We start from the raw sequence: 14,109 nt of genomic DNA on the forward strand, positions 1-14,109 counted from the left end.
CAGATTCCGGGGTGTGACGTGGTGCTGATGCACCATGCCGCGCGAGTGCGCAGCCTTGAGACATTACGGGTGATGCGGGCGCGGTGTCAACGATCGACTGTACGAGTCAGCGGACTTCACCGCCCGCGCTCGACTGTTCGAGGGGCGGATGCTGCCCTCCACGCGCCGCCGGTCGGATGAAATCCGCTGACTCGTGCGCGCTGGCGGCGGCCCGCACGTGCCGCATCCGTCAGCCGCATCCCCGCCCCCAACCCCCGGGCCTCCTCCGATGCCCCGCCCGCACCCGAGTGGAAGGCTGGCGCCAATCCCCCGATATGTCAGGAGTTGCCATGCCCGAACGCATCCTCTGGAAGAAGCTCTCCGCTGTCGATCTGACGAGACGCCAGGTCACCGCGCTGCACAACCTCGAGGTCGAGAAACCCGACTCGATCGCCGAACTGGTCAACCGCATCGGCGACCTCGAGCTCGACGACACCATCCGCAACGAGATCATCCCCATCTGGATCGACTGGTTCCGCGGGCCGAGCATCTCCTCGGTGCAGCCGAGCGAGGGCCGACCCGGCGACCTCATCACCATCACCGGATCACGCTTCGACCCCGACCGAGGCGACAACGACCTCCGCATCGGCGGCACTCCCGCCTACGTCATCCAGGCGTCGGCGACGGAGCTGGTGGCCATCGTCGGCGAGTCGACGGCGACCGGCCCGGTCGTGCTCACCGTCGACGGCAAGACCGCGACGGCGACCGATCCGTTCACGATCCTCCCCGAGCCTGTGGACGGCGAAGACGGCCCGCCGATCTTCTTCACAGGTTCCGGCGGATCGTGGCAGCCCGGCGAGGGCGCCGGCGGTGGCGGAGGTGCCGGAGGAGGAGGCGACGACGCCGAGGCCGCATCCGGAGCCCCCGGCGATCTGAAGTCGACGGGCACCCTCAAGGTGCTCGTCATGATGATGTACGCGAGCGACGTGGTTCCCGCCGACATGGTGCAGCCGTTCCCCACCACCATCCGCGATCGCGTGCGGCTCGCGGGCGAAAGGATGCGCACCTACTTCTCGCAGGCGAGCTTCGGCGCGCTGACCGTCGATGTGCGCACCGAGGGGTGGTACCCGCTCGGCGGCAAGCTCGCCGACTTCGTGGATCCCGCCAAGAACAACATCAAGGACGACAAGACGGATGCCGTCGTCGCGACCGCCGCCTTCGCGGCCTGGAACAACCTGGGCGGCAACGGACCCGGCTTCGACCTCTCGACCTACGACGTGCTCGCCGTCGTGGTGAACATGAACGGCATGGGCATCCGCGGCCTCGGCGGCTGGGCGAAGCAGTCGTTCACCCTCGGATCGTCGACGATGACCCTGAAGAACAAGGCCATCAACCTGCTCATCGTGGCCGAGGACGCGAACTGGGGTCGCCTCACGCACGAGGTCGCGCACAACATCGTGTCTGTGCCGAAGGTGTCGTCGGCGAAGACCGAGAACGAGAACGAGGTGCACGGCGAGGACGTCTACCGCTCCGACCTCGTCGACCCCGACATGGCCACGGCGGCCGACTTCGACCTGATGGGCCATCACGACTCGCACCCGTTGTTCTCGGGGTTCCACCTCGACCGCCTCGGGTGGTACCGGCCGGACAATCCGGGGCACTCGGGCGACATCCGCGAGCTGCAGTGGACGCGGAATCCGTTCTCCGAGTCCTTCGAGATCGTCGCGCACGGCCTCTCCCGCAACGGCGCGGCCAACCGGTTCCACCTGCTCAAGATCGTCGTCACGAAGGGGCTGGTGTACTACGTGCAGGTGCGCCAGCGTCCGGGTGGCGGCGCATCCGCCCAGGTCTTCGACGACAGCATCCCGGGTGCGAGCGCGCCGAACGACGGCGGCGTGATCGTCACCCGCGTGATCACCGACACCAATCAGGACAACCAGCAGAGCCGCATCATCACGCTGCTGCACGACGTCGGCGTGCTCGGTTCCGGGGCCGTGGTCGAGGACCCGGCCCGCGGCCTGCGCATCACCGTCGCGAACGTGGCGGTGTCGAACCGTCCGCTGGTGGCACGCGTGACCGTCGAGTGGGCGAAGGCCATCGCCGACGACCCGAAGGGCACCTTCGATATCAGCATCACGCCTCCCGGGAACACGGCCGAGACGCCGGACATCTGGGTCGATCGCGACCCGAAGGGCAAGTACGACCGCCCGCTCGATCCGCAGGGTCGACCGCTCGGCAACGGCGACAAGCCGAAGCCCCTGGCGCGCAACGACCTGTACGCCCGGATCTCGAACAGCGGCATCACGGATGCGTCCGACGTGATGGTGACGTACTACGCCGTCACCCCTCCCGGCATCGGCGACAACGGCAACTGGAGTCCGATCGCCCCGGCGAAGAAGATTCCGACCATCGTCGCGAACGGGCACGTCGACCTGGCGCAGGACTGGATACCGCTCGTCGGTGAGCACACCTGCCTGCGCGTGTTCGCGTCGCAGCAACTGGGCGAGATCAGCGGGGGCAACAACTGGACGCAGGAGAACGTGTTCGAGTTCGACGCTCCAGCCTTCAGCCCGCCCGCAGCGGTGCGCATCCCGGTGGCCGTGCGCAACCCGCGCGATGAGCCGGTGATCGCGAAGGTCGTCGTGACCGGCGTGCCGACCGGATACCTGGTGCAGTTCCCGAACGCCTGGGTGCACCTCGGCCCGCACGACGAGCGCGAGCTCGAGCTGGTCGTGCAGCCCACCTGGGACGTCGAGGCCTACCTAGGACTCGAGGGTCACGAGGCTCCGCCGACGGCCCCGATCGTGGTGCGCGGCTACCTGCAGCGCGATTACGAGGAGGTGCAGCCGGCCGGCACGCCACTCGCGTCGAGGTTCACCTACATGGGCGGAATCCTGGCCCGCGTCTCGCCGAAGCGCGGAGTGCGCGGCATGGAGATCTGGGAGGGCGAAGGCTCCGAAGGGCGGCGCCTCGTGGTGAATGGTCTGGTGCCGCGCGCGGACCGCCGCGACCACGTCACCGTGACTGTCACCGACCAGGCCTCCGGGCTCTCGGTCTTCGGGCAGGGCGACTGCGAGGACGGCGGCCGCTACGCCGTCGACCTCGATCTCGGTGAACTGGCCACACTCGCCGGCAGGGACCCCGAGGACATCGGCGGAGCTTACGACGTGATGGCTGAGACCTTCGCATCGGCGACGGTGACGGACATCGCGTCGGCGACGATCGTGGTCACGCGCTGAGGCGGGTGGGCACATCTCGACCCGCGGCGATCAGGCGGGTGCGAGGGCTGGACGGCCGGGCCGTGGCGTTGGAAGCCGCGGCCCGGCCGCCGCCTGTCGGCGGCCGAGTCACGCGTCGGCGCCTGCCTCGCGGGTGAGCATCCGTCAGCTGTCAAGCCCATCTCTGAAGCCCCGAGGTCGTGCCTAGCCTGTACGCACAATTCCCGAGATCGGAGATCCTCATGTCGCAACGCAACACCCTCGTTCGCTCCCTGCACGACCTCGGCCTCGCGGCCTGGTTCGGCGGTTCCCTCATGGGCGCCGTCGGTCTCAACGGCGCCGCCGCGAAGGCGGAACCGGCCAACCAGAAGCTCGTGATCTCGTCGGTGGGCTGGGGGCGCTGGGCTCCGGTGCAGCTCGCGGCCCTCGCCGCGCATGGGGTCGGGGGCGTCGGCCTCATCGTCGGCAACAAGGCGCGGATCGCGGCGGACAGCGGCACGAAGGCAAACACCGTCGTCAAGCTGATCCTGACCGGGGTGGCCGGCGGCGCGACGCTCTACTCAGCCATTCTCGGCGGGAAGATCGCGAAGCACGCCGCTGAGGGCGAGGGCGCTGAGGGCGTGACCGAGCCCGGTGCCGAAACGTCGCATGAGCTTGCGGCAACCCAGTCGAAGCAGCGCGTCGCCCAGTGGGTGCTGCCCGTCGTCACCGGCGTGCTCATCGTGCTCGCGGCCCAGCAGGGCGAGCAGCAGCGGCCCGTCGCCGGATGGCTGCACCGCGTTCTGCACTGAGGAATCGGCGAGGCAGGCTGGGGCGAGATGCCTCAGCCTGCCTCGTTCACTGTGTCGGGTTCACGGAGTCGAGTTCACTGCGTCGACGCCAGCGGCGGCGCGCCTGCGTCAGGCCAGGTGGGCGAGAGCCTCGACGATGAGGCCCGCGACGGCCTCGGGGTTCGACACCATGACGGAGTGCGATGCACCCTCGATCTCGACGGTCTTCAGCGAACCGGCGCGCTCGGCCATGAACCGCAGGCCCTCGACCGGGATGTTCTTGTCTCCGGTGCCGAAGACGAACCATGACGGCAGGGTCTTCCACGCGGGAGTCTCGGCCGGCTGCGGCTCGCCCAGCGCGTAGTCGCGGATGGCACGCTGTGTGGCGGCGGCGATCTTCGCGTCCTCGAGGGGCACGTCTCCGGCGAACTGGTTCGGGAACAGCTCGCGGTCGACGATGAGGTCGTTGGTGCCGTCGCCCAGCGGGTAGGGACGCACGGTCTCGCCGAGCGTGCTGCCCGGGAACTGGCCGGTCAGGCCCAGCGCGTTCTCGCCGTGGTCGGGGGCGAAAGCGGCCACGTAGACCAGGCCCTTCACGACATCGCTGCCCACGGCGGCCTCGCTGATGACGGCTCCACCGTAGGAGTGACCCACCAGCAGCACTGGGCCGCCCACCGACTCGACGGCACGGCGCACGTTGTCGGCATCCGTTGTCACACTGCGGAGCGGGTTCGGCGTCGCGATGGCCGAGACTCCCTGGGCCTGCAGGGCGGCGATCACACCGCTCCAACTGGAGGACTCGGCGAAGGCGCCGTGCACGAGAACGACGGTGGGAGCTTCAGACATGGATTTCTCTTTCCTCACTGGGTGATGCTGATGATGCGGATGCTTCGGGCTGCTTCGGCCGCTTCGGATGACCGAAGGCGAATGCGTTCGCAGAGTAGTGCCTCGGTGTGAACGGCGCGTTTCCAGCCGCCAACGCCACTCCCGGTCAGCACGTCATTCCTCAGGCTGCGGGCTGACGGATGCCGCGGCGCCAGACGCCGCGGATGTTCAACGTGTCGCCGATCGTGGTCGTCGGGTCGCCGTCGACGAGGAGCAGGTCGGCGCGCTGGCCGACAGCGATCGTGCCTCGATCCGTGAGTCCGAAGCGACGAGCTGCGACCGCTGTCGCCGCGCTGAGCGCGGTGACCGGCGACAGGCCGGCATCGACGAAGTACTGCAGTTCCTGGTGCACGCTGGCGCCGTGGGCGAGACCGCCGAGGAAGGGCAGCTGCTGGGAGACGTCGGTGCCGATGAGCAGGTCGACGCCGGCCGCGTCGAGCGCGCGGACGGTGGCGAGCACATCCTCGAGTCGCCCCTGCGGGTAGTGATTGAAGCTGCTGCGCAGAGTCTCGTCCCACTGCGGGGAGAGCTTGCCGGCGACCCGCGGGTCGTCGGCGAGCGCCGAGCCGGTGATGCCCATCATCGACGCGTCGAGCACCACGCAGGCGACGACGAAAGCGCCGGACTGAGCGATGGCGTCGATGATCTGCGGCGTGTGCGGCTGGTCCATGAACAGGTGCGCCAGGCCGTCGATACCCGCGTCGATGCTCATCTGCGTCGCCTCGATGGTGAGCGCGTGCGCCACCGTGAGCATGCCGAGGCGATGCGCCTCGGCCACACCGGCGTTCAGGGTCGCCTGATCGAGCATCGGCAGGCCGGGGTGACCCTCGACGCTGCCGTCATCGACCATGAACTTGATGTAGTCGGATCCGGCCCGGGCGAGCTGGCCGACGACATCCACGGCCTGCTCGGGAGAGGTGACCTTCGCGCGAACGATCGGGTCGACGCGCTCGGGGCGGGGCGGACGGCCAGCGCCGCCGGGGCCGCCGCCGTGGCCACCACCGGGACCGCCCCGGCCTGCCCCACCCTGCGGGTTGAAGTCCTTGGGAAACAGCTCCTCCGGGTGTCCACCGGGAGGGGTGAGACCGAATCCGGCCGAACGCACATCGGCCAGGCTGTCATCCTCGCTGATGTGGGTGCGGTCCCGGGCGGTGTTCGCTCCCTGCATCTCGAGCTCCGTCGTGACCCCGAACTGCAGTGCCATGCGCAGCCCGGCGGTGTCGGTGTGCACGTGGGAGTCGATGAGGCCGGGAAGGAGAGTGGCACCCGGCGCGAGGACGACCTCAGCGTCCGCGGGCACATCGTCTCCGATGGACTCGATGACGCCATCCGCGATCACGACCGTCGTGCTTCCGAGGTCTGTCGTGCCGTCGAAGACCCTGCCGGCCACGATTGCTGTACGCATACGATTCCATTCCCACGAGATCGGTGGCCGCCAGAGCGGCGACCATCCGTTTACGTGTAAACTAACACATATGTGCAATTTGCACGCAAATTGAGGAGACTGATGACCAGCCGCGATGATGCCGCCCGGCCCTCCCCTGGCGATGACGAACTGCTCGAGACGATCGGGACGGCGTTCTCCCGACTCCGGCGCCGCACCAGCAGCGTTCCCGCCGAGGTGGCCGTGGCTCGAACCGATGTGCGCCGCGACCTGCTGCTGGCGATCGTCGAGGAGGCCGACGGCCTGCTGAGCGTCAACGCCGTGGCGGCCGCTCTCGGCATGGAGCGCACCGCGGTCAGCCGCCTCGCCGCATCCTGCGTGAGCGACGGGCTCGTGGAACGCGTGGCCTCGCAGAGCGACGGCCGCAGCATCACGTTGCGTGTGACGCCGGCCGGGGAAGAGGTGCTCGCCGACTCCCGACGACAGCAACGACGCGCCTTCGAATACATCACGCGGGACTGGGACGACGGTGAGCGGATGCAGTTCGCCCGCCTGCTGCACAAGTACGTCGCGTCGGCCGGGGCCGCGGCATCCGAGTAGGTGGTCCTGAGCGCTCAGCGCACCATGCGGCTGGGGTACGACTTCACCTCGATGCCGTAGCGGGACCACGGATGCGGCTGGGCTGCGAGCATCCGGCGGTAGAGGTCCTCCGGCACACCGGCGTATTCGTAGATCGATCCGCTGTCGTACTGCACCCAGAGCAGCTCGCGACCGGGGTCGTAGCCGAGCGCGCGGATGCCGCTCGACTCGATGCGGTGGAGCTTCATGGCCCTGGCGCCTCGGTCAGTTCAGCCCCTGGCGGCGTCAGGCTTCGCCAACGGCGATCGCCTCGAAGACGGGCATCTCCAGCTTGTCCATGCCGAGCATGGCCTTGAAGAGTCTGGCTCTGAGGTCGGCATCCGTCGTCGTCATCAGCTCGGTGAAGCCGCGCGGAATCAGCTGCCATGACAGGCCGTACCTGTCAGTGAGCCACCCGCACCGGCTGGGCTCGCCGCCGTCGGCGATGAGGGCGTCCCACAGGCGATCGACCTCGGCCTGGCCGTCGACCTCGAGCTTGATGGAGACCACCTCGGTGAGGGCGACGTCGGGTCCGCCGGCGATGAGCTGGAAGCGAGCACCCGCCACGGTGAAGTCGACGGCCAGTGGCTCGCCGACCCTGTCGGATCCTTCCGGCCACCGTTCGACGCTGAGCACCTCGGAATCGGGAACCAGGGAGGTGTAGAACTCGGCGACCTCGTCGAGAGGGCCGTCGAGCAGGATGCAGGTCATTGCAGTCGTGGGCATGATGAGTGCTCCTCGTCGTCGTGGGCGCAGCAGCGCGCACCTCGACCGTATCCGAGGTCGATTCCCGTGCCGAGGGGCTGGATGATCCCGCCCGATGCGCAGTACAGTGCCCCCATCGTGTGAGTCCGTGTGCCGAAGGCAGGAGGCGATCCGTGAGCAGTGGCATCCGCACGCCGATCCCCGTGCTCGTCATCCACAGCGCGGGGTCGCAGGATGCCGGTGAGGGAAGCTCCGACCTCGTCGACGCCCTGCGCGCGCAACTCGGATCGGCCTTCAGCGTCGACTTCCCGATCATGCCCGAACCTGAGGACCCGCACTACGACGCGTGGAAGGCCGAGGTCGTTCGCCTGCTCGACGGTGCCGCCCGTCCACTGCTGGTGGTCGGCCATTCCCTCGGAGCGTCGGTGCTGCTGAAGGTTCTCGCCGAGGGAGCGACGGATGCCTCCATCAGCGCCCTCTTCCTCGTGGCCACTCCGTACTGGGGGAGCGAACTCGAGGAGTTCGTGCTGCCCGACGACTTCGGGAGTCGACTGCCGGCCGGGTTGCCGATCTTCCTCTACCAGAGCAGCGACGACGACGTGGTGCCGGCGGATCACCTCGACCTCTATGCCCGCGAGCTGCCCGACGCCGAGGTGCGGCGGCTCGACCACGGTGGGCACGTCTTCACCGACGGGCTCCCGGAGCTCGTCGTCGACATCCGCGCTGCTGCCGAGTAGGCGAGCTCGCGCGTCGGGTCAGTTCTCGGGAAGCTTCTCGCGGTCCTCTGTCTCCTGGGGTTCCCCCGTCTCCTCGGTCTCCTCGCGCTCCTCGCGCTCCTCCTCGAGGCGGACCGAGTCGCGGCCCCACCACGTCGTGATGTCGACGCCGTGGTTCTCGGCGTCGGCGAGAGTCCACCACTCGGGTGCGGCGCTGTCATCGGCGATGCGTCCGCCCGCAGCGACGATCGCGTCGATGCGGGCGTGAACCTGGTCGTGCGGCACCGCCACGTCGATGTGCATCCGTCCGCGGCGGGGCCGATCGGCCGGCATCTCGTCCTGCAGGAAGAACGACGAGTTGCGTCGCAGCGGATCGACGAGGTGCGAGTCGTTCGGCCTCACGTACCCGAGAGCCGCCTGCCAGAACGGCAGCACAGGGGCATCCGGAACAGAGGCGATGGCCACCTGCACGACCTGGATGCGGCTCGGATCAGCGGTGAGGCCTCGTTTCGCGGCGGCGGCCGAGACGGCTCGGGCCAGCTCGATATCGCGCGTGCTGAGATTCCGGATGCCGCGGCTGATGAGCTTCACGGCCACGCCTTCGCGCCGCAGGTCGACATCGGGGTCGTGCTCATCGTCGGCGACGAGCGCCGCGATGTCTCCGACGAGGGCGGCGCCCTGCGCGTACGACCCGGCCCGGAAGAAGGCATGCGCGCCCCAGTACAGCACCCGCCAGTCGTCGACACCGTCGGCGTCGGTGAACTGCTGCGGAGTGATGTGCTCGATCGGGATGCTCATGTAGCCATGGTGGCGCGGGGGTGTGACACCGGCAAGGGCGAGCGCTCGCTGAGGGCCGAGCGACGCGACCGCCCGAAGCGTTCCGGCGGCTCGCTGCGGCATCCGTCTGTACGAGTCAGCGGAGTTCGGAGGCGCCGACGGATGCCCGCCCGCACGAACGCGGCGCACTGCAGTGCGCGCCGGCGCTCAACTCCGCTGACTCGTACAGGGGAACGCGGGAGTGACGGGACGGTGCGCCCGCGCCTCAGTCCACGGGCGCGAGCGGAGCCCCGAACCGCACCCGCGTGCCGAACGGGTCGCGCACCAGGGAGACGCGCTCGCCCCACGGCTGGTCGGACGGCTCCTCCTCGACCGGGAATCCCGCCGAGCGGACGGCGACCGTCGCCGCATCGACATCGTCGACGTAGATCCACAGCAGCATGCCGCCGACCGGATCCGGATGCTCGGTCAGCCCGATGCCGAGGGCGCTGGAGCCGAGCTGGAGGGAGACGTACACCGGCTCGATCTCGTCGGGGAAGGCATAGCGCAGCTCGCCGCCGACGATGTCGCGGTAGAACGTCAGGGCGACGGCGAGGTCGGGAACTTCGAGGATCGGGAACGCCGACTGGAGCATGCCGACAGCATCTCTCCGCAGTGGGCGGAGGTCAACCCCGTTGGGCGGATGCCGCTACTCCTCCGAGCGACCCGTCAGCCGCAGCTCCTCGAGGTCGAGCTGGGACTGGATACGACGCAGCACGATGTCGTCGATGCGCTGCTCGTCGCGCAGGTTCACGATGGTCTCGCGCTTGCGCTCGAGGGCGGCGAGGCGCAACTGGTTGTACTGCTCCTTCTGCCGGGTGGCCTCCTCGTCGGGCTCGTCGGAGGCGACGGCTTCGAGTACCTCTATATGGTGCTCGGTCTCCGCGAGAACCTTGTCGCGCACGCTGTCCTCGATGCCGAGTTCACTCGCGAGGCCGGGAATCGCCTCGACGGCGGCCCGCGACGCCGCCAGCTCGGCGAAGTTGCGCTCCTCCTCCGTACCGTCGTCGGCGGGCAGGCGTGCCCACCTGATGACGAGCGGAAGCAGCGGTCCCTGCACGCCCAGCGTCAGCACGGTGACGATGGCCGTCACGAACACCACGAGGTCGCGATTCGGGAACGCCTCTCCCGAAGCGATGACCGTGGGCACGGCGAGCACCGCGGCCAGCGAGACGGCACCGCGGAATCCCGCCAGCGACGACATCACGAGACCGCGCCGCGATGAGCGCAGGGTGCGCTGGTACGGGCGACGGTCGACCGTGCGGATGATCACAGTGGTCAGCATCACGAACACCGCCCGAATGACGATCAGGGCGATCCACACCACCACGCCGAACAGCACGCCCAGTCCCAGCTGCGACGGCGGCAGCTCGCGGATGACGACGTGCAGTTCGAGGCCGATGAGCACGAAGAGGGCCGCATTGAGAAGGTAGGTCGAGACCGTCCAGAACGACTGCGCCTGATCCCGGGCCTCGGGTCCGGCCACGCGCGGAGCGATGCGGGCCATGACCAGACCGCACACGACCACAGCGAGCACGCCCGACGACCCGATCACCTCGGCGATGAGGAAGGCCGCGAAGGGGGTGATGATGAGTCCGACGTTGCTGGGCAGCGGCATCCGGATGCGGAAGGTGAGCGATCCGAGGAAGCCCAGCGCCACGCCGATGGCGATGCCGCCGACGTAGGAGACGACAAGCGTCCAGGTGATCTCGAGCGGCGCGATCTCCTGTCCGCTCACCGCCACCGAGACCGCGAGCGCGTAGATCACCAGCGCCGTGCCGTCGTTGATGAGGCTCTCGGCGCGCAGCACCGTGCGCTGTCGGCGGGGCAGGGAGCCGGCGAGCTCGCTCACGGCCGTGGCATCCGTCGGGGCCAGAACCGCGCCGAGCACCAGAGCGACGACCCAGGGCAGACCGAACCAGGTGCCCACCATGGCCACGCCGAATGCCGTGAGAAACACGAGCAGCGTGCCGTTCAGCAGGATCACGCGGATGAAGCGGCGGATCTCGCGCGTCGACGTGGTCAGGCTCTCCCAGAACAGCAGCACCGGGAGGAAGAGCAGGAGCACGGCCTCAGGCGGCAGTTGGATCTCACGGAAGTCGGGGATGAAGCCGAGCAGGACACCGAGCGGGATGAGGAGCACGGGCGTCGTGACGCGCAGCCGCGCCGCGATGAGACCGCCGACCATCACGGCGAGTCCGATCGCGACGATCACCTCGAGCGCCAGCATGTGACCAGCTTGACAGGTCGAGGCCCTCACGGTTGGGGGTTGCGCTGTACTGCGAAGCGGAACGCTGAGCGCGGACGCGCGCACCGGTCGCAGGGGGTGCAGGGGGTGCGCCGCCCCGACGCCGGGGCTACGCTCGGCCCCATGACTGACAACGACGTCGACGCCCTCGGCGAGCGCCTGCTCACGGCGGGGCTCGGGATGACCCAGATGCTGTCCATCCACATCGGCGATCGGCTGGGCTGGTACCGAGCGCTGGCCGATGGAGCCGCGCGGACGTCGACGGAGTTGGCCGCAGCAACGTCCACCGACGAGCGCTACGCCCGCGAGTGGCTCGAGCAGCAGGCTGTGTTCGGACTTCTCGAGGCGACGGATGCCGCCGACGGCCCGCCCGATCCGGCCGCTCGTGCCGCCGCCCGCACCTTCCGCATGTCCTCGGCCGCGGCGGAGGTGCTCACCGACGAGCACAGCCTCACCTACCTGGCGCCGTTCGCGCGCAGTCTCACTGCGGCAGCACTCCGCATGCCCGAGCTGCTCGAGGCCTACAGATCGGGCGGCGGCGTGGGCTGGGCCGCCTACGGCGATGACATGCGCGAAGCCCAGGCCGACATGAACCGTCCGTGGTTCGAGAGCAGGCTGGCCGATGCCCTGCGCACCATCCCCGAACTCCGCGCCGCACTCGAGCGGCCGGGTGCGCGCATCGCCGAGATCGGCTTCGGTGGTGGCCACGCCTCGATCGCCCTCGCTCTGGGGTTCCAGGATGCCGCCATCGAGGGCTTCGACGTCGACGAGGCATCCGTCACCCTCGCCCGTCGCAACGCGGAGGAGGCAGGCGTGGCCGATCGCATCGAGTTCCACCTCGCGAACGGATCGGAGCTCGCCGGCACCTTCGATGTCGTCTTCGCCTTCGAGTGCGTGCACGACATGCCGCAGCCCGTGCCCGTGCTCGCGGCGGCACGCGCAGCCCTTGCTCCCGGAGGGGTGATGATCGTCGTCGACGAAGCCGTCGCCGACGAGTTCTCAGCGCCCGGCGACGAGACCGAGCAGTTGATGTACGGCTTCAGCCTGCTCGTCTGCCTTCCCGACGGCCGCTCGCACACACCCTCCGAGGCGACAGGCACCGTGATGCGCCGATCGACTCTGGAGTCGTATGCGCACCGGGCCGGGTACGCCTCCGTCGACGTGCTTCCGATCGAGGGCTTCGCGGCGTTCCGCTTCTACGCGCTGCGGCCGTGACGCGCCGAACCGGTGCGCGAGACCGCGAGCGAGACGGCGCGCGTGCAGGATGGCGCCGGAGCGTGACGGCACAGGCATCCGCCGCTACGCTCAGCGACATGGCTGACGAACAGGACCGATCCCTCCGCACCTACACGACGCTGTTCGTGATCGTGGGCGTGATCATGCTCGTGCTCGGAGTGCTGAACCTCGTGACCAGCGACGACAACGCCCTGCTCTCCTGGGTGATCATCGCGTGCGGCGTCTTCAACATCGGGCTCGCGGTGCTATTCCACCGCCGACGCCGGTAGGGCCTCGCCGCCCTCCCGGCGGTCCGACGTCCGACGCCGGACCGCCGGACCGCCGGCGCGGTTCAGCCGACAGCCACCGGCGCGAAGCGAGCCGGCCGGAAGGTCTCCAACAGGGGCGATGGCCGACCCGTCACGATCTCCTCGGCGAGCAGTTCACCCACGATGAGACCGAGAGTCGCGCCGCTGTGGCTGAACGCGGCGAACAGTCCGGGCACCTCGTCGATCGGCCCGAGCACCGGCTCGCCGTCGCCCGGGATCGGCTTGAAACCCGCGCCGTAGTGGTCGAACTCGAGCTGCGGGTGTCCTTCCAGAATCGCGGATGCCTCGGCGAGCAGTCCCTGCACTGTGGAGTCGTGCACCACGATCGCGCCATCCTCGTCGATCTCGATCTCCTCCTCTGACCACGCCGAGTCGAGGGCCAACGCGCCCGACGGGGTGCGACGCACGGCGACGCGGGGCGTGTTCAGCACGGCCTCGAGCGGCAGGTCGACGGGCTTCGTGAAGACGACGAACGCCGCCGGGCTCTGGTCGCCGACGTGCACGCCGAGCGCCGCGAGGTGCGCCGGAACGGAGGGACCCGTCGCCAGCACGACGGCATCGGCTGCGATGCGCTCGCCCGATCCGAGCGTGACGCCGACGGCCCTGCCGTTTTCGACCCTCACCCGCACATCACCGGCGTTGGCGACGATCTCGCCGCCGAGCTCCACCAGTTCCGCGGCGAGCACCGCGATGAGCGACGGAAGGTCGACCCAGCCCTCCCCGGGGTTGAAGATGGCGCCCTCCTCGGCGACGGCACTGACATCCAGGCCGGGGGTGACGGCCGGGATCTCGTCGCGGGTCAGCCACCGGGCGTCGTAGCCCAACGCCCGCTCGTACTCGAAGGTCTCGCGGTACGACTCGCCATCGGGAGCCCAGGTGAGGCCGCCCGTGAATCGCAGGTACTCCTCGCTGCCTGCCACGCGGGCCGACCACGTGCGGTAGCGGTCGATGCCGGCCACGCGGAGCGCGTGGTATTCGCCGGAGCGCTGTCCGGCCGAGTTGAGCCAGGCCAGCGAACGGCCGGAGGCGCCGCTGGCGAGGGCGTGCTCCGTCGCGAGGACGACCTGCACGCCCCGGCGGGCGAGCTGCACGGCTGTCGAGACGCCGAAGATGCCGCCGCCGATGACGGCGACGCGGGAGATGGAGGGAGAGGTGGTCATGGATGGTCCTTACGTGCGGGAATCGTGGGGTTTCGAAAGTCGTAGGTCTGAAGGGAAGGCGAGAGG

Annotated in this window: 14 protein-coding genes; 6 read left to right on the forward strand and 8 right to left on the reverse strand. The window is 69.2% G+C overall.

The window, feature by feature from the left end; all coding sequences use genetic code 11:
* Positions 1-329: 329 nt before the first annotated feature.
* Together ASC59_RS11090 and ASC59_RS11095 are read left to right on the forward strand one after the other, a co-directional pair.
* Positions 330-3,218: an IPT/TIG domain-containing protein gene (locus tag ASC59_RS11090; RefSeq protein ID WP_055822174.1), complete on the forward strand. Its 2,889-nt coding sequence runs from the start codon at positions 330-332 to the stop codon at positions 3,216-3,218.
* Positions 3,219-3,439: 221 nt separating this feature from the next.
* The gene (locus ASC59_RS11095) at positions 3,440-3,988 is read left to right on the forward strand and encodes a hypothetical protein (RefSeq protein WP_055822177.1); all 549 of its coding nucleotides are present in this window, start codon (positions 3,440-3,442) and stop codon (positions 3,986-3,988) included.
* A gap of 108 nt (positions 3,989-4,096) precedes the next feature.
* Here the strand turns inward: ASC59_RS11095 and ASC59_RS11100 are convergent, their stop codons facing one another.
* Together ASC59_RS11100 and ASC59_RS11105 are read right to left on the reverse strand one after the other, a co-directional pair.
* Positions 4,097-4,813, reverse strand: coding sequence for an alpha/beta fold hydrolase (locus ASC59_RS11100; protein ID WP_082513540.1), 717 nt, complete (start codon positions 4,811-4,813; stop codon positions 4,097-4,099).
* 160 nt (positions 4,814-4,973) lie between these two features.
* Positions 4,974-6,257: an amidohydrolase family protein gene (locus ASC59_RS11105; RefSeq protein ID WP_055822180.1), complete on the reverse strand. Its 1,284-nt coding sequence runs from the start codon at positions 6,255-6,257 to the stop codon at positions 4,974-4,976.
* A gap of 102 nt (positions 6,258-6,359) precedes the next feature.
* Between ASC59_RS11105 and ASC59_RS11110 the strand changes: the two genes are divergently transcribed.
* Positions 6,360-6,836 carry a MarR family winged helix-turn-helix transcriptional regulator gene (locus ASC59_RS11110; RefSeq protein ID WP_055822183.1) on the forward strand — a complete coding sequence of 159 codons (477 nt, stop codon included), beginning with the start codon at positions 6,360-6,362 and terminating at the stop codon, positions 6,834-6,836.
* Positions 6,837-6,850: 14 nt separating this feature from the next.
* On the opposite strand, the gene ASC59_RS11115 is transcribed toward ASC59_RS11110, so the two are convergent.
* A complete protein-coding gene (locus ASC59_RS11115; RefSeq protein ID WP_055822186.1) occupies positions 6,851-7,063 on the reverse strand; it encodes a KTSC domain-containing protein in 213 nt (70 codons plus the stop codon).
* Positions 7,064-7,100: 37 nt separating this feature from the next.
* Complete coding sequence (locus ASC59_RS11120; RefSeq protein WP_235492668.1) at positions 7,101-7,580, reverse strand: VOC family protein; 480 nt, start codon at positions 7,578-7,580, stop codon at positions 7,101-7,103.
* Positions 7,581-7,732: 152 nt separating this feature from the next.
* On the opposite strand from ASC59_RS11120, the gene ASC59_RS11125 reads away from it, so the two are divergent.
* Complete coding sequence (locus ASC59_RS11125) at positions 7,733-8,296, forward strand: alpha/beta hydrolase (RefSeq protein ID WP_055822193.1); 564 nt, start codon at positions 7,733-7,735, stop codon at positions 8,294-8,296.
* An 18-nt stretch (positions 8,297-8,314) separates the two neighbouring features.
* On the opposite strand, the gene ASC59_RS11130 is transcribed toward ASC59_RS11125, so the two are convergent.
* From ASC59_RS11130 to ASC59_RS11140, 3 genes are all read right to left on the reverse strand, one after another.
* Positions 8,315-9,073 (reverse strand): VOC family protein, encoded by a 759-nt coding sequence (locus ASC59_RS11130; protein WP_082513638.1) that lies wholly within the window; start codon positions 9,071-9,073, stop codon positions 8,315-8,317.
* 244 nt (positions 9,074-9,317) lie between these two features.
* Entirely contained in the window at positions 9,318-9,686 is a 369-nt protein-coding gene (locus ASC59_RS11135) for a VOC family protein (protein ID WP_055822198.1), read from the reverse strand.
* A gap of 54 nt (positions 9,687-9,740) precedes the next feature.
* Positions 9,741-11,321: a Na+/H+ antiporter gene (locus ASC59_RS11140; protein ID WP_055822201.1), complete on the reverse strand. Its 1,581-nt coding sequence runs from the start codon at positions 11,319-11,321 to the stop codon at positions 9,741-9,743.
* 141 nt (positions 11,322-11,462) lie between these two features.
* Here ASC59_RS11140 and ASC59_RS11145 point away from each other — a divergent pair, with 141 nt between their 5' ends.
* Both ASC59_RS11145 and ASC59_RS11150 read left to right on the forward strand, forming a co-directional pair.
* Positions 11,463-12,554: a class I SAM-dependent methyltransferase gene (locus ASC59_RS11145; protein ID WP_055822204.1), complete on the forward strand. Its 1,092-nt coding sequence runs from the start codon at positions 11,463-11,465 to the stop codon at positions 12,552-12,554.
* Positions 12,555-12,652: 98 nt separating this feature from the next.
* Positions 12,653-12,844: a hypothetical protein gene (locus tag ASC59_RS11150; protein ID WP_157487995.1), complete on the forward strand. Its 192-nt coding sequence runs from the start codon at positions 12,653-12,655 to the stop codon at positions 12,842-12,844.
* Between the two features lie 62 nt (positions 12,845-12,906).
* Here ASC59_RS11150 and ASC59_RS11155 read toward each other — a convergent pair whose 3' ends face one another.
* Positions 12,907-14,043 (reverse strand): NAD(P)/FAD-dependent oxidoreductase, encoded by a 1,137-nt coding sequence (locus ASC59_RS11155; protein WP_055822211.1) that lies wholly within the window; start codon positions 14,041-14,043, stop codon positions 12,907-12,909.
* Between the last annotated feature and the right edge of the window lie 66 nt (positions 14,044-14,109).

The organism is Leifsonia sp. Root1293 (genome assembly GCF_001425325.1).
Classification (GTDB): domain Bacteria; phylum Actinomycetota; class Actinomycetes; order Actinomycetales; family Microbacteriaceae; genus Orlajensenia.